At 72.6% G+C, this 19,077-nt stretch carries 16 protein-coding genes; 11 read left to right on the top strand and 5 right to left on the bottom strand.

Annotated features, from left to right (window positions below; genetic code table 11):
- The first annotated feature begins 141 nt into the window (after positions 1–141).
- The 4 genes from F1721_RS01070 (at position 142) to F1721_RS01055 (ending at position 3,293) form a co-directional block, all read left to right on the top strand.
- On the top strand, positions 142–348 hold the full coding sequence (locus tag F1721_RS01070) for a heavy-metal-associated domain-containing protein (protein ID WP_150064592.1): 207 nt from the start codon (positions 142–144) through the stop codon (positions 346–348).
- Between the two features lie 47 nt (positions 349–395).
- The gene (locus F1721_RS01065; protein ID WP_150064591.1) at positions 396–689 is read left to right on the top strand and encodes a hypothetical protein; all 294 of its coding nucleotides are present in this window, start codon (positions 396–398) and stop codon (positions 687–689) included.
- Positions 690–742: 53 nt separating this feature from the next.
- Positions 743–3,004: a heavy metal translocating P-type ATPase gene (locus tag F1721_RS01060; protein ID WP_150064952.1), complete on the top strand. Its 2,262-nt coding sequence runs from the start codon at positions 743–745 to the stop codon at positions 3,002–3,004.
- Between the two features lie 91 nt (positions 3,005–3,095).
- Positions 3,096–3,293: a hypothetical protein gene (locus F1721_RS01055; protein ID WP_150064590.1), complete on the top strand. Its 198-nt coding sequence runs from the start codon at positions 3,096–3,098 to the stop codon at positions 3,291–3,293.
- Positions 3,294–3,349: 56 nt separating this feature from the next.
- Here the strand turns inward: F1721_RS01055 and F1721_RS01050 are convergent, their stop codons facing one another.
- The 4 genes from F1721_RS01050 to F1721_RS01035 all read right to left on the bottom strand — a co-directional run bounded on the left by F1721_RS01050 (position 3,350) and on the right by F1721_RS01035 (position 5,805).
- Positions 3,350–3,577: a CDGSH iron-sulfur domain-containing protein gene (locus F1721_RS01050; RefSeq protein ID WP_150064589.1), complete on the bottom strand. Its 228-nt coding sequence runs from the start codon at positions 3,575–3,577 to the stop codon at positions 3,350–3,352.
- A gap of 2 nt (positions 3,578–3,579) precedes the next feature.
- Positions 3,580–3,786, bottom strand: coding sequence for a heavy-metal-associated domain-containing protein (locus F1721_RS01045; RefSeq protein ID WP_150064588.1), 207 nt, complete (start codon positions 3,784–3,786; stop codon positions 3,580–3,582).
- 140 nt (positions 3,787–3,926) lie between these two features.
- Positions 3,927–4,208: a metal-sensitive transcriptional regulator gene (locus tag F1721_RS01040; RefSeq protein ID WP_150064587.1), complete on the bottom strand. Its 282-nt coding sequence runs from the start codon at positions 4,206–4,208 to the stop codon at positions 3,927–3,929.
- A gap of 88 nt (positions 4,209–4,296) precedes the next feature.
- The gene (locus F1721_RS01035) at positions 4,297–5,805 is read right to left on the bottom strand and encodes a multicopper oxidase family protein (protein ID WP_150064586.1); all 1,509 of its coding nucleotides are present in this window, start codon (positions 5,803–5,805) and stop codon (positions 4,297–4,299) included.
- 484 nt (positions 5,806–6,289) lie between these two features.
- On the opposite strand from F1721_RS01035, the gene F1721_RS34250 reads away from it, so the two are divergent.
- The 3 genes from F1721_RS34250 to F1721_RS01020 all read left to right on the top strand — a co-directional run bounded on the left by F1721_RS34250 (position 6,290) and on the right by F1721_RS01020 (position 10,305).
- Positions 6,290–6,730 (top strand): hypothetical protein, encoded by a 441-nt coding sequence (locus F1721_RS34250; RefSeq protein ID WP_170301315.1) that lies wholly within the window; start codon positions 6,290–6,292, stop codon positions 6,728–6,730.
- A gap of 159 nt (positions 6,731–6,889) precedes the next feature.
- On the top strand, positions 6,890–7,849 hold the full coding sequence (sbnA, locus tag F1721_RS01025; RefSeq protein ID WP_150064584.1) for a 2,3-diaminopropionate biosynthesis protein SbnA: 960 nt from the start codon (positions 6,890–6,892) through the stop codon (positions 7,847–7,849).
- On the top strand, positions 7,846–10,305 hold the full coding sequence (locus F1721_RS01020; RefSeq protein ID WP_150064583.1) for an MFS transporter: 2,460 nt from the start codon (positions 7,846–7,848) through the stop codon (positions 10,303–10,305). The genes sbnA and F1721_RS01020 overlap by 4 nt, the downstream gene beginning before the upstream one ends.
- 210 nt (positions 10,306–10,515) lie before the next feature.
- Here the strand turns inward: F1721_RS01020 and F1721_RS01015 are convergent, their stop codons facing one another.
- Positions 10,516–12,417 (bottom strand): alkyl/aryl-sulfatase, encoded by a 1,902-nt coding sequence (locus tag F1721_RS01015; RefSeq protein WP_150064582.1) that lies wholly within the window; start codon positions 12,415–12,417, stop codon positions 10,516–10,518.
- Between the two features lie 184 nt (positions 12,418–12,601).
- Between F1721_RS01015 and F1721_RS01010 the strand changes: the two genes are divergently transcribed.
- From F1721_RS01010 to F1721_RS00995, 4 genes are all read left to right on the top strand, one after another.
- Entirely contained in the window at positions 12,602–13,669 is a 1,068-nt protein-coding gene (locus tag F1721_RS01010; RefSeq protein WP_170301314.1) for an AI-2E family transporter, read from the top strand.
- A 136-nt stretch (positions 13,670–13,805) separates the two neighbouring features.
- Entirely contained in the window at positions 13,806–15,017 is a 1,212-nt protein-coding gene (locus F1721_RS01005; RefSeq protein ID WP_150064580.1) for a site-2 protease family protein, read from the top strand.
- 66 nt (positions 15,018–15,083) lie between these two features.
- Positions 15,084–16,649: a trehalose-phosphatase gene (gene otsB, locus F1721_RS01000; protein ID WP_150064579.1), complete on the top strand. Its 1,566-nt coding sequence runs from the start codon at positions 15,084–15,086 to the stop codon at positions 16,647–16,649.
- A complete protein-coding gene (locus tag F1721_RS00995; RefSeq protein ID WP_150064578.1) occupies positions 16,646–19,069 on the top strand; it encodes a glycoside hydrolase family 65 protein in 2,424 nt (807 codons plus the stop codon). The genes otsB and F1721_RS00995 overlap by 4 nt, the downstream gene beginning before the upstream one ends.
- Positions 19,070–19,077 lie beyond the last annotated feature (8 nt).

The following is a 19,077-nucleotide window of genomic DNA, read 5'->3' as shown; positions in this document are numbered from 1 at the left end:
CGGTCCAAGAGATAGCCGCCGCTGAAACCACATCGACCCGACCCGGACCCCACTCTTTGACAGCCATACCCCCCTAGGGTATAAACGTGGCAGCGGATCGCCCGGCGAGGACGGGCGACGAGACCGGGAAGGGACGGCGAGATGGTCGAGGCGAACTACACCGTGGTCGGGATGACCTGCGAGCACTGCGTGCGGTCGGTCACCGAGGAGATCACCAAGATCGACACCGTGTCGGACGTGTCCGTGGACCTGTCCAGCGGTGCGGTGAGCGTGCGCAGCTCCGCTGCGCTGTCCGAGGACGACGTGCGGGAAGCCGTCGAGGAAGCCGGTTACGAACTCGCCTCCTGACGAGGGCCGGACCCGCCGCGGCGGGTCCGGGTAGCGAAAGGGTCGCAATGAACACAGCAGCGAAGCTCTCCGCCTACGGTGCAGTGCTCGCGCTCGCCTTCGGCGGGGCGTGGGCCATCGGATCCGCGGTCGGTCCGTTCGAGCTCGGCGGCGGCGATGCGCACGTCGAGCACCCCGGCGACGGGAACGCCGCGGGAACGGGCACCAACAGCGGCACCGTCGCGGGAGTCACGCACGACATCCCGGCCGGACCGGCGTCGACCGGGGGCGGTCGCACCCTCGCGCCCACCTCGACGCCGATCGCACCGGGCAGCACGGGTGAGCGGGGAGGACTTCGGTGAGCACTGGGACACGGGGCGGTGCCACCGCCCAGATCGAGCTGGCCATCGGCGGGATGACCTGCGCCTCCTGCGCGGCCAGGGTGGAGAAGCGGCTCGGCAAGCTCGACGGCGTCACCGCTTCGGTCAACTACGCCACCGAGAAGGCCAAGGTCACCTTCCCGGCAGAGCTGGACCCGCAGGAGCTGGTCCAGCAGGTCGAGGCCGCCGGATACACCGCGGAACTGCCCAAGCCGCCCTCCGAGCCCGCCGCCGAGGGCGCCGGGGAAGCCGCCGACGACCCCACCCGGTCGCTGCGGAACCGGTTGATCGTCTCGACCGTCCTGTCGGTTCCGGTCATCGTGCTGGCGATGGTCCCGGCGCTGCAGTTCACCTACTGGCAGTGGATCTCGCTGGTCCTCGCAGCACCAGTGGTGGTGTGGGGCGCGCTGCCGTTCCACCGGGCGGCGTGGGCGAACCTGCGGCACGGCACGGCCACCATGGACACCCTGATCTCCATGGGCACCACCGCCGCCCTGCTGTGGTCGCTGTACGCGCTGCTGTTCGGCAGCGCAGGCGTCCCGGGCATGACGCACCCGTTCGAGCTGACCATCCAGCGGATGAGCGGGGACGGCAACATCTACCTCGAGGTCGCGGCCGGGGTGACGATGTTCATCCTCGCCGGGCGGTACTTCGAGGCCCGGTCCAAGCGCCGCGCCGGGGCCGCCCTGCGGGCGCTGCTGGAGCTCGGCGCCAAGGACGTCGCGGTGCTCCGCGACGGCCGGGAGGTGCGGGTCCCCACCGAGCAGCTCGCCGTCGGCGACCGGTTCGTGGTCCGCCCCGGCGAGAAGATCGCCACCGACGGTGTCGTCGAGGAGGGCACCTCGGCGGTCGACGCCAGCATGCTCACCGGCGAGTCCGTGCCGGTCGAGGTGCGCGCCGGGGACGCCGTGGTGGGCGCGACCGTGAACGCGGGCGGTCGGCTGGTCGTCCGCGCGACCCGCGTCGGGTCGGACACCCAGCTGGCCCAGATGGCCGAGCTGGTCGAGGACGCGCAGAACGGCAAGGCCGCCGTCCAGCGGCTGGCCGACCGGATCTCCGCGGTCTTCGTCCCGATCGTGATCGCGCTGGCGTTCGCCGCGCTGGGGTTCTGGCTGGGCTCCGGGTCCGGCGTCGCCGCCGCCTTCACCGCCGCGGTGGCGGTGCTGATCATCGCCTGCCCGTGCGCGCTGGGGCTGGCCACGCCGACGGCGCTGCTGGTCGGCACCGGGCGCGGGGCGCAGATGGGCATCCTGATCAAGGGCCCGGAGGTGCTCGAGTCCACCCGCCGCATCGACACGATCGTGCTGGACAAGACCGGGACCGTCACCAGCGGCCAGATGTCGCTGGTCGCCGTGCACACCGCGGACGGCGTCGACGAGCAGGAGGTGCTGCGCCTGGCGGGTGCCGCCGAGAACGCCTCGGAACACCCGATCGCCAAGGCGATCGCGCAGGGCGCCGCGGGCCGGGTCGGCGAGCTCCCCGCCGTCGAGGGCTTCACCAACGTCGAGGGGCTGGGTGTGCAGGGCGTCGTCGACGGGCACGCCGTGCTCGTCGGGCGGCCTGCGCTGCTGGAGCAGTGGAGCCAGCCGCTGACCGAGGAGCTCTCCGCGGCGCAGCGGGCCGCCGAGCAGCAGGGTCGCACCGCGGTCGCGGTGGCCTGGGACGGTGCTCCGCGCGCCGTGCTGGAGGTGGCCGACACCGTCAAGCCCACCTCCGCCGAGGCGATCGCCGGGCTGCGCGAGCTGGGGCTCAAGCCCGTGCTGCTCACCGGCGACAACGAGACCGTGGCGCGCACGGTGGCCGCCGAGGTCGGCATCGACGAGGTCATCGCCGAGGTCCTGCCGCAGGACAAGGTCGACGTCGTCAAGCGGCTGCAGGCCGAGGGCAAGGTGGTGGCCATGGCCGGTGACGGCGTGAACGACGCCGCCGCGCTCGCCCAGGCCGACCTCGGGTTGGCCATGGGCACCGGCACCGACGTCGCCATCGAGGCCAGCGACCTGACCCTGGTCCGCGGGGACCTGCGGGCGGCGGTCGACGCCATCCGGTTGTCCCGGCGCACGCTGGGCACCATCAAGGGCAACCTGTTCTGGGCCTTCGCCTACAACGTGCTCGCCCTGCCGCTGGCCGCCGCCGGGCTGCTCAACCCGATGCTCGCCGGGGCCGCGATGGCGTTCAGCTCGGTGTTCGTGGTCGGCAACAGCCTGCGGCTGCGCCGCTTCCGCAGCACCATCGCCGCCGAACCGCTGCCCAGCACCGAAGGAGAGGGGGCCGCGCTGACCGCCGCGCACCGCGGCTGAGGTCGACCCCGATGGCGTGGCCTTCCGCACCTCGTGCGGGAGGCCACGCCGCTCTGGCATCCAAGGCTTTTCGACCCGAAGGAGCAGACCGATGCGAACGCTCGTCCGCCTGCGCGGGACGCGGGAGTGGGGAAAGGTGCACGCGGGCCTGGAGGCCGCTGTGCACCTCTGCTGCCACCAGCTCCTCCCCTCGGTCAAGGCGCAGTTCCGCCGACGGGGAGCGGTCGGCGAGGCATCCGTCGAACTCGCTGCAGCTGCGCTGGCTGCGTGCCGCCGACCGCGGAGGTGACGAAAACACCGGTGGGCCGCCCTGATGAGCGGCCCACCGGTGTTTTCGTCTTGCGCCTACTGGGTTTCAGCAGGAGTTGCGCGGTCTGCTGCGGTGAAGCCCTCGCGGGCGTGCGATCCGTCGCAGAACGGCTTCTTCGCCGAGAGACCGCAGCGGCACAGCAGGCGGGTGCGGCCCGGGCCGAGCTCGTAGACGTTGTTCTCGTGGTCGACGACCTTGACCGGGCCCTTCACCTGGTACGGCCCGTTGTCCACGGTCTTGATCACCACCGGCGGCTCGCTCATCGTCAGCTCGCGATCTCGTAACCGGCGTCGCCGACCGCCTTGCGGATGGCCTCCGGATCGACCGGGGAGTCGCTGACGACCGTGAGCTCGCCGTTGCTGATGTCCACGTCGACGTCGGTGACGCCGTCGACGCCGGTGACCGCGGTCGTCACCTTGCTCATGCACCCGGAGCAGGTCATTCCCTTGACCACGAACGTGCTTTCACTCATGAGGACTCCTCCGCAGCAGGACTGTTGAACATTACCCCCGTAGGGTATCTGAACCCTGGCCGAGGAGATCCCGGGGGCACAAACCCCGGACAGCAGAAGGCCCCGGTGGGAACCAGGTCCCACCGGGGCCGTCGGGCATCTCACGACCGGACGAGGCGCGCGATCGCGTCGCTGGCCTCCTTGACCTTCTCGTCGGCGCGCTCGCCGCCCTCCGCCATCGCCTCGGCGACGCAGTGTTTGAGGTGCTCGTCCAGGAGCCCGAGCGACACCGCCTGCAGCGCCCTCGTCACCGCGGAGACCTGCGTGAGGATGTCGATGCAGTACTTGTCCTCCTCGACCATGCGCGCCAGTCCGCGCACCTGCCCCTCGACCCGCCGCAGCCGCTTGAGGTAGTTCTCCTTGTCCTGGGTGTAGCCGTGCACAGCGGACTCCCGTCACTCGCTCCAACAGCACCGATGATACCCCCTCGGGGTAAAATCGGCGGGTGTCGGGAGCCGCCTCGCCCGCACCTCAGACCACGTAGGACAGCGAGCTCATCATCCCGGCTTCGCCGTGGTAGATGTTGTGGCAGTGCAGCATCCACTGCCCGGGGTTGTCCGCCTCGAAGTCCACGTCGAGGGTCTGCATCGGCAGCACGATCGTGGTGTCCTTGCGCGCACCGGCCGCTCGTCCGCGGACGAGCTGGAAGGTGTGGCCGTGCAGGTGCATCGGGTGGAACATCATCGTCTTGTTGACGAAGCGGAGCCGCACCCGCTCGCCCCGCTGGACCTGCAGCGGCCGGTGCTCGGCGTAGGTCTTGCCGTTGATCGTCCAGCGGTAGGGCTCGGACATGTCCATGCCCAGCTCGACCACGTGCGTGCGATCCGGCTGCTCGGGTGCGAACCGGACCGGCTCGGCGGCCACCAGTTCCAAGGCCTGCAGCAGCCTGCCGTCCAGCTCGCGGGGCCGGACGTCGGCGGACGGCACCGCGCCCGAGCCGGTGCGGACCAGCGCCAGCGCCCGGCCGTCCTTGCCCTCCGCGTCGGCGACCAGCGGGAACACCCCGTCGCCGAGGGTGACCACGACGTCGTACCGCTCCCCCATGCTGATCAGCAGCGAGTCGGTCTCGACCGGCTCCACCGGGAAGCCGTCGGTGTGGGTCACGGTCATCCGGTGGCCGCCGAGAGCCACCCGGAACGCCGTGTCGCCACCGGCGTTGATGATCCGCAGGCGCAACCGCTGCCCGGGCTTGGCGCCGACGGTCACCGGCGCGGCCGGGATTCGCCCGTTGATCAGGTAGTGCGGGTACTGCACGTCGCCGGTGTCGCTGCCCAGCGGCCCCGAGGCGGACTGCCCCGTGCCCATCGAGCCGTGGCCCATGCTGCCGTGGTCCATCGCCATGCCCTCGCGGCGCAGCCGTTCGAGCTCGGCGTCCGGGGTCCCGGCCACCCCGTCCAGCCAGTCGTCGAGCACGATGACCGCCTCGGCGTCGTAGCGGCCCGGCTCGTCCGGGTCCTCGACGATCAGCGGCGCGTACAGGCCGCGGTCCAGCTGCGTGCCGACGTGCGGGTGGAAGAAGTACGTTCCCGCGTGGGGCACCGCGAAGTCGTAGGTGTGGTTCAGCCCCGGCCGGACCGGGTCCTGGGTGAGCCCCGGCACGCCGTCCATGTCGTTGCGCATCGCGATGCCGTGCCAGTGGATGGACGTGTCCTGCTCGAGCTCGTTGCTCAGCCTCGCCCGCAGGACCTCGCCGCGGCGCACCCGGATCTCCGGGCCGGGGACGCGGTCGTCGAAGGACCAGGTCTGCACCTGCACCCCGCCGAGGTCCACCGTTCCGGGCTTGGCGCGCAGTCCGACGTCGACCACCCGCGGGTTGCCCGCCCGGCGCGTCCGTTCGAGGTCCCCCACCAGCGGCGAGGTCGGTCCTACGGGCGAGAGCGGGACGGCCTGGCTGGAGCACGCCTGCGCGACGCCGAGCGCTGCGAGCGAGGCACCGAGGCCGAGGAAGCCCCGCCTGCTCATCGGCGGTCGAGATCCCATGGGCACCGTCCTTTCGGGAGACTTAGTACTAAGGCAGATAGTACTTCGTCCTTTCGGGGGCTGATGCAGCGCGGCCGGTGGTGATACCGGGAGGACCCGGCGAGGAGGGGCGCGGTTTGGGCGCGGGGTTGGTTTTGGGTTCAAAGCGGTAGGGGATCACCTTGGGATTGCTGCAATTTCAATCGAAATTGCGTCGTTGTCGACGGAGCCTGCGGTGGCGAGGTGGGCAATTCAACCGAAATTGCAGTCGTCACCACCCTTCCGCAGGTGCGAGCCCCAGGGGCCGACCATGCGCCGGAGGATGCCCCTGAAACCTCGCGCTGCGCGACCGAGCGGTCACCCCGCGCAGCACCCCCGGGTCGCGTGAACTAAACTCGATAGTACTAAGCTACATCCCAGCTCGGACACGCCCGGACATGCTTCTGATCTCCTTCCCGCTCACTGCCCGCGGCACCTCCCCGGACTCAGCACCAGCGTGGTTGCCATGAGGAATTCGACCGCACCGCAACGGTTCCAGCGGCTGATGCTGCCCCTGCTGTTGCTCGGCGTCCTCGTCCCGCTCTGCCTGCTCCCGGCGCACGGGATTCCCGGGCATCCGAGGACGACCGGTGCCTCGGCGCACGTGCACGAAGCGGTGCAGGCCGGTGCGAACGACCTGAGCGGCGAGCAGCTGCTGGCGAGGCCGGGCGAGCGGTCGGATCCCGGAGCGCCCTTCTGCGACTCCGCGCTGGACTTCAGCAGCAGCGTCCCCGCGCGTTCGTTCGCCGACAGATCGCCCGACCTCGGGCTCCTGCTCGTCGCCGCCGCGGCGGTCACAGCAGTTCTGCACAGCCGCACGGTGCGGCCAGCGCTTCTCCGGTCGAGGCCGCCCTGGAGACCCTTCGGGGTCGCTTTCCTGACGCTGGCGGGAATTTCGCGAACCTGACGCACGACCAGCAGTGCTCGTCGAGTCGGTGAGCTCGACGTGAGTTCGCCGTGCCCGCGGACGAGCACACCCGGTTCCACGCACGGCCGCGATCTGCCGCGGTCGCACTTCCCGACACCCGATTGCGCGCTGAAGCGCGCCCACTCCCTGGAGGTTCGCGTGATCCACGACTCCGTGATCGACTGCGTCGGCTCGACGCCGGTGGTCCGGCTCAGCCGGTGCTTCCCCGGGGCCGAGGTGCTCGCCAAGCTGGAGATGCTCAACCCGGGCGGGAGCATGAAGGACCGCCCCGCCCGGTTCATCGTCGAACGGGGGCTCGCGGACGGGACGCTGCGCCCGGGCATGCGGCTGGTGGAGAGCACCTCCGGCAACCTCGGCATCGCCCTGGCGATGGTCGCGGGGCTGCGGGGGCTGTCCTTCACCGCCGTGGTCGACCCGAAGACGTCGCCGACCAACCTCCGGCTGCTGGAGCTGTTCGGCGCCGACGTGGAGATGGTCACCGAGCCCGATGAGGCGGGCGGCTACCTGCACACCCGCGTCCGGCGGGCCCGGGAGCTCGTGGCATCGACGCCGAACGCGGTGCAGATCAACCAGTACGCCAACGAGCTCAACTGGCGCTCCTACCACGAGACCGCCGGGGAGGAGATCCTGCGCGCCGTGGACGGCCCCATCGACTACCTGGTTGCCGCGGTCTCCACGACGGGCTCCATCCAGGGCATCGCCCGGCGGTTGCGGGAGACGAACCCGCGGCTCAAGGTCGTCGCCGTCGACGCGGTCGGCTCGGTCGTCTTCGGCGCTCCCCCGGCCCCGCGCCGGATCCCCGGGTTCGGGGCCAGCCGGGTGCCCGAGATCCTCGACCCGACCGAGATCGACGACGTGCTGCACGTCGCCGACGCCGAGTCAGCCGCCGGGTGCCGACGGCTGCTGAGCACCGAGAAGATCTTCGCGGGCGGCTCGTCCGGCGCGGTCGTCGCCGGGATAACCCGCCTGATCTCCCGGCTGCCCGACCCGGGGCGCATCGTGACCGTCCTGCCGGACCGCGGGGAGCGCTACCTCGACCTCGTCTACAGCGACGACTGGGTCGCCGCGCGGGAACCGGAAGCGGCGGTGCCGTCGTGACCCGCAGCGTCCAGGCCCGGCCGCGCCCGGCCAGCACCTCCGCGGACGGGCGGTGGAACCTCCCGCTGCTGTGGGCGGGGCAGTTCGTCAACACGGCCGGGCTGATGATGCTGGTCCCGATCATGCCCTTCTACCTGGAGCAGATCGGCACCACCGGGACCGCGCGGACCCAGACCTGGGCCGGGGTGGCGATCGCCGCCCCGGCCCTGGCCCTGACCGTCGCCACGCCGCTGTGGGGGCGGCTCGGCGACCGCGTCGGCCGGAAGTGGATGGTCGTGCGGGCGCTGCTCGGTCTGGCGGTGGCCATGGTCGTGATGGCCACCGCCACCACCCCGCTGCTGCTGGTGGCGGGGCGCCTGCTGCAGGGCACGCTCGGCGGGGTGGTGGAGGCCGCGGCGGCGTTCGCCGGATCGACCGGTTCCGACCGGAAGCGGGGTTCTGCGCTCGGCAAGTCGTTCAGCGCGACCGCCGCCGGAGCGCTCGTCGGACCGATCGCGGGCGGGCTGTTCGTCGGCAGCGGTGGCCTGTCCGAGCTCATGCTCGTGATCGCCGCTGCGGCCGCGGTGCTGGCGATCGGCTGCGCCGTCGGCCTCCGCGAACCGGAACGCCGGGCGGCGCGGACCTCCGCGCGGCGGCGTTCGCCCGTGGCCCGGGTCCCGGGCGCCACCTCGCTGGCGCTGGCCGCGGTCGCGGCGTACCTCGGCGTGTACGGCCTGATCCCGGTCTTCGCCGAACACCTCCGGGGCACCGAACCCACCGCGGCGAGCTTGTGGGTCGGCGTGCTCCACTCGGTGATGTGGGGCGCGTCGCTGCTCGGCTCGTTCTGGTGGGGCAAGCACAACGACCACGCCCAGCGCCCGGTCCGCTCCTTCGCGGTCGCGGCGCTCGGCTGCGGGGCGAGCACCGCGTTCCTCGCCCTGCCGCTCGACTCGCTCGCGCTCGTCCCGTTCCGGCTGGTCCAGGGGTTCTGCTTCGCCGCCCTGGCCCAATCGCTGCTGCTGCACTTCAGCAAGCACGCCCCGGCCGAGCAGAAGAGCTCGTTCGTGGGCGCGGCCAACAGCTACCTGCTCATCGGCCAGTCGACCGGGCCGCTGCTGGCCGGTCCGGTGACCGGGGTCCTGCCCGCTGCCGGTGCCGTGCTCGTGATGGCGGCGATGTGCGGTCTCGGGGCGCTCCTCGCCACCGGTCCGGCACGGGTGGAGAGGGGTGCCTTCGACGACGAGGCGGCCGAGGAGGAGCATTTCGACCAGCACACCCCCGGAGTCGACGAAACCATGCCACTTCCCGCCGTCGAACCAGCGCGGAACGGGGTCACCGCCGTCCCGTTCCGCGGCTGGCACATCGCACCGCACCAGCTCGGACGCCTCGGCACCCGCTACGCGACGCCGTGGGACCGCACCGGCCAGGCCCCGGCAGCGGAAGCCGCGCGAACCTTGCGCGCCTGGCAGCACAGCGGCACGCTCGTCCGCGACCGCGAGCCCGCGTTGTACGCCTACGAGCAGATCGGGCCGCGCGGCACGCTGCGCGGGATCCTCGCCGCAGTGCACCTGGACAGCGGGCTCCTCGCGCACGAGGACTCCGTCCCGGAGCAGATCAGCGGCATCGCCGACCTGATGCACGAGGCGGCCGTGAACCTGGACCCGATCCTGCTGGGCTTCTCCGGCGACGGCCGGACCAGCGAGCACCTCCAGCGCGCGACCGCGCTGCCGCCGGTGTCCGAGGTGCTCGCCGACGACGGCGGCCTGCACCGCGTGTGGCGCGTGTCCGACCGCGATGTGCAGGACGACATCGCCGGGGAGCTGGCCGCGCGGGCGGCGTTCATCGCGGACGGCCACCACCGGCGGGCCGCGGCGCGGCAGCTCCGCCGCGAGTACTACGCGACCGGCAGCGGACCCGGGCCGTGGGACTACGTCCTCGGGCTCCTGGTCGACGTCGCGCGAACCCCGATGCGGCTGGCCCCGGTCCACCGGGTGCTCCCCCACGTGGACCCGCGTGCCGCGCTGGAGGCCGCGTCGCGCGCGTTCCGCATCCAGCCGCTGCGCGGCGAACTCCCGGAGTGGTCGGCGCTCCTCAAGCAGCACGCGCGAACCGGGCCTGCGTTCGTCCTGGTGACGCCGACGGGTGCTCTCCTGGCGAGCGCGCCGAACCAACAGCTGCTGGACACGAGCCTCGAGAACTTCCCACCGGCCATTCGGAACGTGCACTCGACGGTCCTGCACGCCGTGCTGATCAACGACCTGTGGCGGGTCCAGCCGGAGCACGTCACGTGCACGGCCAGCGCCCGCTCGGCGGTCCACCAGGTCCGCACGCGCGGCGGTCTGGCGGTGCTGACCGCCCCTCCGACCCAGGCCGATCTCCGGGCCGCCGCCTCGGCCGGTGTCCGGCTGCCCCCGAAGTCCACGTCGTTCGGCCCGAAACCGCACCCCGGCCTGGTCTTCCGGACGCTGGATCCGTAGTGCTGGCGACTAGAGGTAGACGACCTAGCAAACCGCCAGCCCCATGACGAGGAGCGAGACGCCGGGGCCCGCCACCAGCGTGGCCGCCGTGCCGCCGAGCGCGGCCCGGCGGACGACGCGGCAATCCACGGCTGCTGATCGCCGAGGGGTTCCAGGGTTTGCGCACCACTAGTACGCATAGTACTAAAGTGGGTCGGCGAGCCCGTGCGGTCAGGGCGTGACGATGGCGAAGTCCGGGTCGGGTTCGGCGAGGTAGCCGAAGAGCTCCGCGATCTTCCCGGCGTCACCGGTGATCTCAGCGCGGCCCTGCTCGGCCAGCGCTCCGGGTGTCGTGCTGCCGAGCAGCACACCGCGCAGGTCCGCTTCGTCGAGTGCCACCTCGACGTCGGGGCTGCCCGCCGCGGGCCCGCTGCCGACGACGTGGGTGAGCACGCCGTTGCGCAGCAGCTGCGTGTGCGGCTCGCCGTCGCGGACGTTCCAGCGGACGGTGATCTCCGCGTCCCAGCACCGCGGTCCGTCCACCCGGATCGCAAGCGCGTCGAAGAGCTGTTCCAGCGTCAGGGCGCTGAGCACGTCCGAGGACGTCGTGGCGGTCGGTGTGCCGACCGAGCCGTGCCGCAGTTCGTGCGCGCCCATCAGGTAGAAGTTGCGCCAGGTCCCGTTCTCGCAGCCGTAGCCGAGCTGTTCCAGCGCGTCGGCCTGCAGGACACGCGCCTGCTCGTGATCGGGCTGCGCGAACAGCACGTGGTTGACCACCTGCACGACCCAGCGGAAGTCGCCCTCCTCGAAGGACTTCCGAGCGCGCCGGACGACCTCGTCGGCACCGCCCATGAACTCCACGTACCGGGTGGCGGCCTCGACCGGCGGGTGCTCCCACAGGTGGGCGGGGTTCCCGTCGAACCAGCCCAGGTACTTCTGGTACACCGCCTTGGTGTTGTGGCTGACCGACCCGTAGTACCCGTGCGCGTGCCAGGCCCGCTGAAGTCCCGGCGGCAGCTCGAACTCCTCGGCGATCTCCAGCGGCGTCATGCCCCGGTTGAGCATCCGCAGCGTCTGGTCGTGCAGGTAGGCGTACATGTCGCGCTGCTCGGCGAGGAACGCGATCACCCGCTCGCGGCCCCAGACCGGCCAGTGGTGGGAGGCGAAGGCGACGTCGGAGGCGTTCCCGAACAGGTCGATGGCCTCGGTGAGGTAGCGCGCCCAGTCGTGCGGGTCGCGCACCTCCGCGCCGCGCAGCGTCAGCAGGTTGTGCATGTTGTGCGTGGCGTTCTCCGCCACGCACAGTGCCGCGTGGTCCGGGAAGTGGATGTTGAGCTCGGCCGGGGCTTCGGTGCCGGGGGTCAGCTGGAAGACCATCCGGACGCCGTCGACGGTCTCCGCCTGGCCGGTGCGCGTGATGTCGGTGGTCGGCGGGACGAGACCGACCGCCCCGGTGGAGGTGGTCGGGCCCAGACCAGCACCGATCTGCCCCTGCGGGCCCTTGGCCAGCGCCGCGCCGTACATGTAGGCGGCCCGGCGGGCCATGGCGGTGCCCGCGTAGATGTTCTCCTTCACGGCGTGCACCAGGAAGCCCTGCGGGGCGAGCACCGGAACGCCCGCCGCGAGCTCCTGCTCCGTGACGACGCCCCGCACGCCGCCGAAGTGGTCGACGTGGCTGTGCGTGTACAGGACGCCGGTGACGGGACGGTCGCCGCGGTGGCTGCGGTACAGCGCGAGGGCGGCGGCCGCGGGCCCCGCCGACAGCAGCGGGTCGATGACGAAGACGCCCCGCTCCCCCTCCACCAGCGTCATGTTGGACAGGTCGAATCCGCGGACCTGGTAGATGCCCTCGACGACCTCGAACAGGCCGTGCTCCGAGCACAACCGCGCCTGCCGCCACAGGCTGGGGTTGGCGGTGTCCGGGCAGTCCTGGTCGAGGAAGCCGTACGCCGCCAGGTCCCAGGCGACGGCACCACCCGCATCGCGGATCAGCGGTTCCTCCGCCGTGCCCAGGAAACCGCGTCGGGCGTCGTCGAGATCTCGGGTGTCGTCGAACGGGAACCGCTCGCGCACCTGCGCGTTGTTCGCCGCGATCCCCGGTTCCGCGGGCCGAGGTCCGGAACTGCGGGTCATCGCGCCCTCCCTCGCAAACGGGTCCCGCCATTCTCACCGCGGGCTCGACCGCACACCACCGGGTCCACGATCGGGTGAAGAGCGCGCGGCCAGCCGGTGCTGCGCCCCGCAACGGGTGCGAGCGCTCCAGAAGTCCCTACGCTCGGCGTGAGCCCTGCCGTCGCGAACGAGATCGGAGACCGGCGTGGCGACCAACTCTCCCGGCGGGTCGGGAACCGGGCTCCGGCTGATCCGCCACGCGCAGATCGCCTGCGTGTACCTGGCCGTGGGCGTGCTGGCCGCGCTCGCCTACACCGTGCGCAGCATGCTCGTACTGGTGTTCCTGGGGTTCTTCTTCGCGCTCGGCGTCGAGCCAGCGGTCGCCTGGCTGCACCGGCACCGCTGGCGGCGCGGTCCGGCGATCGCCGTCGTCCTGCTCGGGGTCCTCCTCGTCGTGGGCGCGGTGGTGCTCCTCGCCGTCGTCCCGGCGGTCGGCCAGGTCGGCCACTTCATCGGGCAGGTCCCCGTGCTGCTGACGCGGCTCGGCGCGAATCTCGGCAACCCGGGCGACCTCGGGTCCCACCTGCACGACCCGGCCCTGCACGATGCGCTGAAGCAGGCCGCCTCCAAGGCGGCGACCTTCGTCCGAGAAGCTTTGACCGCGGGCTTCGCCGTGCTGGGCACCGTCTTCGGCGGTCTCTTCGCCGCGTGCACCGTCGGAGCGCTCACCGTGTACTTCTCGCTGGCCATGCCGCGCATCCACGCCGCCGCGGAGTCCCAGGCGAAACCGGGGCGCGCCGAGGCGCTCCGCACCGCGATGGGCCGCGTCGGCGGTTACGTCACCGGCCAGGCGATCGTGTCGCTGTGCGCCGGTACCGCGTCGTACCTGTTCTTCCTGGCCGCCGGAGTGCCCTACCCGGCGCTGCTCGCGCTCGTCGTCGCGCTGCTGGACACCATCCCGCAGATCGGGGCCACGCTGGCGTCCACGGCCGGAACCCTGGTGGCGCTGAGCCAGAGCCTCACCCTGGCCGTGGTCACCCTGCTGTTCTTCATCGTCTACCAGGCGATCGAGAACTACCTGCTCGCACCGCGGATCTTCGCCCGGACCGTCGAGCTGACCCCGCTCGGCGCGTTCGTCGCCATCCTCGTCGGCGGAGCGCTCGCCGGAGTCCTCGGCGCCATGCTCGCCCTCCCCGTGACAGCGGCCGCGAAAGTCCTCTACCAGCAGGCGAAGGACGAACTCGAGACCTCGCCGAGAGCTCCCCGCTCGTGAGACCGGGTTCGACCTCGACGAGGCCGAACCCGGTTGCCACCGCCCGAAACCAGGTCGCGCCGCACCGGGAGAGCCGATGGCCCTGGTCAGGCCCGCCCTCCGGCCGGATAGTGGGAGGTGTCCGCAGGAGGGCCTGATGAGGGATTCGGTGCCGGTGGGGCGGTTCGCCGGGGTCCGGGTCGGGTTGCACTGGAGCGTGCTCGGCATCGTCGCGCTGGTGTCCGCCGGGCTCGGCGGGTACGTGCTGCCCGCCGACTTCCCCGGGCGCGCGCCGGTCGCCTACGCGGTCAGCGGGATCATCGCGGCGCTGCTGCTGGTCTGCTCCGTGCTGGCGCACGAGATCGCGCACGCCGTCGTCGCCCGGCGCAACGGTGTTGCCGTGGAGGGGATCACGCTGTGGCTGCTGGGCGGGATGGCGCGGCTGCGGGGCGAGGCGCGCACCGCCGGTGCCGACTTCCGGATCGCCGCCGTCGGCCCGGCCACCAGCTTCGCGCTCGCCCTGGTGTTCGGCGCGGGCGGCTGGGCGGCCGCTCAGTTGGGTGCCGACGAGCTCGTCTCCGCCGTGCTGGGGTACCTGGCGGTGCTCAACGCCGTGCTGGCGGTGTTCAACCTGGTCCCCGCCGCCCCGCTGGACGGCGGCCGGGTCCTGCGGGCCGCGCTGTGGGCCTGGCGCGGTGACCGGTTCCGGGCGGCGGTGTGGTCGGCGTGGGCCGGGCGCGGCTTCGGGTTCCTGCTGATCGCCGCCGGGATCGCCGAGGTGCTCGCGCGCAGCCCCGGTGGGCTCTGGTGGGTGCTGCTCGGCCTCTTCGTCGTCAACATGGCCTCGGCCGAGGAGCAGCAGGCCCGCATCGGCGTCGCCCTCGCCGGGATCACCGTCGGTGACGTGATGTCCGGCCCGGTCGACACCGCGCCCGCGGAGCAGACCGTGGAGCAGTTCTTCCGCGAGGCGGCCGTGGCGCACCGGCACTCCACCCTCCCGGTGCTCGACGAGCACGGGCGACCGCGCGGGCTGGTGACGCTCCACGACCTCCGCGAGGTGCCGGTGCAAGCCCGCAGCGGCACCCCGCTGCACCAGGTGGCCCGCCCCCTGGCGGAACTGCCGGTGGCCGAGCCCGGGGAACCGCTGGCGCTGGTGCTGCCGCGGATGACCGAGGCGGGCCGCGGCCGCGTCCTGGTCTGCGCGGGCGGCGAGCTTCGCGGCATCATCTCGCCCTCCGACATCGCCCGCGTCCTGGCCGACCACCGCCTCAGCACGACCCTGCCCGCCGGTGCCGACCTCAGCTGGGAGCCCGACGCGAGACCACCACCGCCCGACTGGTGGTTCCCCGGCCAGCAGCGCCCCCGGTGACCCGGGTGGCGACGGGCCCCGACGTGGGTACTCCGCGAGCACGCCGCATCCGGGTGTGGAGCCGCCATGGTCGCAACCAGCATCGATCCGATCCGCCACCGCGCGGTCCTGTTCGACGTGGACGGGGTGCTGACCGACACCGCGCGCCTGCACGCCGCGGCCTGGCGGCGCCTGTTCGACCCGTACCTGGCCGGGCGACCGCCGAGCCCGGCGGAGGACCACCGGCCGTTCACCGACGACGACTACCACCACCACGTCGACGGCAAGTCGCGGATCGACGGCGTGCTGGACTTCCTGCGCTCCCGAGGAATCCGGTTGCCCCGCGGCGACGTCGAGGACGAGGCCGGGCGGGAGACCGCCCACGGCCTGGGCGGGCTCAAGGACGGGTACTTCCTGGCCGCTCTCGACCAGCACGGCGTCGAGGTGTTCCCCGACGCCGTCGCGCTCGTCGAGTCGCTGCGCCGCCACGGCGTCGGGACCGCCGCGATCTCCGCGAGCCGCAACTGCGGCCGCGTGCTCGAACGAGCCGGGATCGCGCACCTGTTCGGCGTCCGCGTCGATGGCGTGGTCGCGGACCAGCTGCACCTGCCCGGCAAGCCCGACCCCGCCGTCTTCCGCGAAGCCGCCCGGCGGCTGGGCGTGCCGCCGTCGCACTCGGTGGTGGTGGAGGACGCCGAGGCGGGTGCGGCCGCCGCCCGCGCCGGTGGCTTCGCGCTCGTCCTGGGCGTCGCCCGCGCGGGCCCGCCCGACCGGCTGCTGGCCTCCGGCGCGGACGCGGTGGTGTCCAGTTTGGACGAAGTGGTCCTCGCAAGTCCCGGGCAGCGGCGGCTTTCCGAGGTCCCCGACGGGATCGAGCGCTGGGCCGACCTCGCCGACCGGGTGCGCGGCCGTCGTCCGGTGCTGCTGCTGGACTTCGACGGCACCCTCGCACCGATCCGGAAGGACCCGGCGAAGGTCGCGCTGCCGGTGCGGACCCGCTCGGCGCTGCAGGACCTCGTCCGGCGCTGCCCGGTCGCGGTCATCAGCGGTCGCGACCTGAGCGACGTGCGCAGCCGGGTGCGGGTCGACGGCGTGTGGTGCGCGGGCAGCCACGGGTTCGAGCTGGCCGGGCCCGGTGACGGGTCGATCGCGCAGGAGGCGGGTGAGGCCGCGCTGCCCGACCTCGACGCGGCCGAGCAGCGCCTCACCGCCGAGCTGGAACCGGTGGCCGGGGCGCTGGTCGACCGCAAGCGCTTCGCGCTCGCCGCGCACTACCGCAACGTCCGGCCCGAGGAGGTGGACCGGGTGGTCTCCGCGGTGCGGCGGGTCGGATCGGAGCTTCCCGGCCTGCGGGTCGCGCCCGGCCGCAAGGTGGTCGAGCTGCTGCCCGACATCGACTGGCACAAGGGCCGCGCGGTGCGGTGGCTGCTCGAACGCGCGGGCCTGACCGGCGCCGAGCACGTGCCCGTCTTCGCCGGTGACGACCACACCGACGAGGACGCGCTCCGCGAGATCCACGACGACGGGTTCGGCATCGTCGTCCTCAGCGCCGAGCACGGCGACCGCCTGACCTGGGCGCGCTGCAGCGTCGACGGGACGCGCCCGCTGCTCGACCTGCTCTCCCGCATCGCAGCCACCGGGGAGCAGCGGTGAGCGCCTGGCAGTTCGGCTTCCGGGGCTTCGACCCGGCCGACGAGGGACGCCGCGAAGCCCTGTGCACGCTGGGCAACGGCTACTTCGCCACCCGCGGCGCGGCCCCGGAGTCCGCGGCGGACGACGTGCACTACCCCGGGACCTACCTCGCGGGCTGCTACAACCGGCTGACCACGCAGGTAGCGGGGCGGGCGGTGGAGGACGAGTCGCTGGTCAACGCGCCGAACTGGCTGCTGCTGACCTTCCGGGTGGACGACGGCCCGTGGTTCGACCTCCGCCGGGTCGAGGTGCTCGACCACGACCAGGAGCTCGACCTCGAACGCGGAATCCTGGTGCGCCGCCTGCGCTTCCGGGACGACCGGGGGCGCACCACCCGAGTCGTGCAGCGCAGGTTCGTGCACATGTCCGCACCGCACCTCGCCGGGCTGGACACCGCGCTGGTCGCCGAGGACTGGTCCGGGCGGATCACGTTCCGCTGCGGCATCGACGGGCGCGTGACCAACAGCGGCGTCGCCCGCTACCGCGACCTCGACGGCCAGCACCTCACCGGCCACCGCGCGTTCGAGTCCGCGCCGGACACCGTGGTGCTGCACGCGCGGACGTCGCAGTCCCGCATCCGCATCGCCGAAGCCGCGCGCGCACGGGTGTTCGCGCGCGGCGAGCCGGTCGACTCCGCGCGCACGCTGGTCCAGCAGGACGACCTGATCACCCACGACATCGCCGTCCGGGCGGAGCAGCGGGCCGAGGTCCGGATCGAGAAGATCGCCTCGGTGCACACCTCGCGGGACCCCGCCTCGACCGAACCGGTCGCCGAAGCCGTCGACGGGGCGCGCTGCGCGCCCGGGTTCGACGAGCTGCTCCGGTCGCACGTGCTGGCGTGGGCCCGGCTGCACCGCGAGTTCCACTGCGGACTGTCGATGAGCGAGGGGGCGCAGCGCGCGGTGCGGCTGCACCTCTTCCACCTGCTGCAGGTGATCTCGCCCAGCAGCAGCGATCTCGACGTCGGGGTGCCCGCCCGCGGGCTGCACGGCGAGGCCTACCGCGGGCACGTGTTCTGGGACGAGGTGTTCGTGCTGCCCACCCTCACCCTGCGCCGCCCGCAGCTGGCCCGATCGCTGCTGCTGCACCGGTACCGCCGCCTCGACCGGGCGCGCCGCGCGGCCGCGGAAGCCGGGCTGCCCGGCGCGATGTTCCCGTGGCAGAGCGGCAGCAACGGCCGGGAGGAGAGCCAGCAGCTGCACCTCAACCCGCGTTCCGGGCGCTGGCTGCCCGACCGCACGCACCTGCAGCGCCACGTCGGCATCGCCATCGCGCACAACGTCCAGCACTACCACCGGGCCACCGGCGACGACGAGTTCCGCGACGAGTTCGGCGCGGAGCTGCTGCTGGAGATCACCCGGTTCTTCGCCGCGCTGTGCGACTACGACCGCAGCCGGGACCGCTACGTCATCCGCGGCGTGGTCGGCCCGGACGAGTACCACACCGCCTACCCGGGGCGGGAGGACCCCGGCATCGACAACAACGCCTACACCAACGTCATGACGGCCTGGCTGTGCCGCACCGCCGCGCAGGTCCTGCGCGAGCTGCCCGCGGCCCGGCGCCACGAGCTCGTCGAGCAGCTCGGCCTGCGCGACGCCGAGATCGACCGGTGGCGGCGGATCGCGCAACGGATGTTCGTGCCCTTCCACGGCGACGGCATCATCAGCCAGTTCGAGGGCTACGACCAGCTCGACGAACTCGACTGGGACGGCTACCGGCGCCGCTACGGCGACATCCAGCGGCTGGACCGCATCCTCGAGGCCGAGGGCGACGACCCGAACCGCTACCGGGCGTCCAAGCAGGCCGACGTGCTGATGCTGTTCTACCTGCTCCCGGCCGACGAGCTGGCCGAACTCCTCGACGGTCTCGGATATCCGCTGCCGTCCGGCACCATCCCGCACAACATCCGGTACTACCTCCAGCGCACCAGCCACGGCTCGACCCTCAGCGCGGTGGTGCACGCCTGGGTGCTCGCCCGCAGCCGCCGCCACCGGGCGCTGGAGTTCTTCGACCACGTGCTCGCCGCCGACGTCCACGACACCCAGCGCGGCACCACCAGCGAAGGCATCCACCTCGCGGCGATGGCAGGCAGCGTCGACCTGCTGCAGCGCTGCTTCGCGGGCGTGGAGGCCCGCGACGGCGCGCTGCACCTCGACCCGCTGTGGCCGACCGAGCTCGGCGAGCTGGAGCTGACCCTCCGCTACCGGGGGCAACCGCTCACCGTCACCGTCACCGGCCGCACCGCGACCGTGCGCACCGCGCCCGGCCCCGCCCGGCCGCCCATCACCTGCGCCTGCGGTTCGACGGCCGTGCGGCTCGGCCCCGGCGAGACCGCGAGGTTCTCCCTCGAACAACGACCGTGGCAGGGGGAACCGCCGTGAGTTCGAGG

The sequence above is a fragment of the Saccharopolyspora hirsuta genome, from assembly GCF_008630535.1.
Taxonomy (GTDB): Bacteria; Actinomycetota; Actinomycetes; order Mycobacteriales; family Pseudonocardiaceae; genus Saccharopolyspora; species Saccharopolyspora hirsuta.
The sequence above is the reverse complement of the archived record's forward strand: the minus strand, read 5'-3'. Positions and strand labels throughout refer to the sequence as shown.

Bases quoted from the DNA above. Each gene is read 5' to 3' on its own strand.
- F1721_RS01070 (WP_150064592.1), top strand. From the start codon at position 142: ATGGTCGAGGCGAACTACACCGTGGTCGGGATGACCTGCGAGCACTGC.
- F1721_RS01065 (WP_150064591.1), top strand. From the start codon at position 396: ATGAACACAGCAGCGAAGCTCTCCGCCTACGGTGCAGTGCTCGCGCTC.
- F1721_RS01060 (WP_150064952.1), top strand. From the start codon at position 743: ATGACCTGCGCCTCCTGCGCGGCCAGGGTGGAGAAGCGGCTCGGCAAG.
- F1721_RS01055 (WP_150064590.1), top strand. From the start codon at position 3,096: ATGCGAACGCTCGTCCGCCTGCGCGGGACGCGGGAGTGGGGAAAGGTG.
- F1721_RS01050 (WP_150064589.1), bottom strand. From the start codon at position 3,577: ATGAGCGAGCCGCCGGTGGTGATCAAGACCGTGGACAACGGGCCGTAC.
- F1721_RS01045 (WP_150064588.1), bottom strand. From the start codon at position 3,786: ATGAGTGAAAGCACGTTCGTGGTCAAGGGAATGACCTGCTCCGGGTGC.
- F1721_RS01035 (WP_150064586.1), bottom strand. From the start codon at position 5,805: ATGGGATCTCGACCGCCGATGAGCAGGCGGGGCTTCCTCGGCCTCGGT.
- F1721_RS34250 (WP_170301315.1), top strand. From the start codon at position 6,290: ATGAGGAATTCGACCGCACCGCAACGGTTCCAGCGGCTGATGCTGCCC.
- F1721_RS01015 (WP_150064582.1), bottom strand. From the start codon at position 12,417: ATGACCCGCAGTTCCGGACCTCGGCCCGCGGAACCGGGGATCGCGGCG.
- F1721_RS01005 (WP_150064580.1), top strand. From the start codon at position 13,806: ATGAGGGATTCGGTGCCGGTGGGGCGGTTCGCCGGGGTCCGGGTCGGG.
- otsB (WP_150064579.1), top strand. From the start codon at position 15,084: ATGGTCGCAACCAGCATCGATCCGATCCGCCACCGCGCGGTCCTGTTC.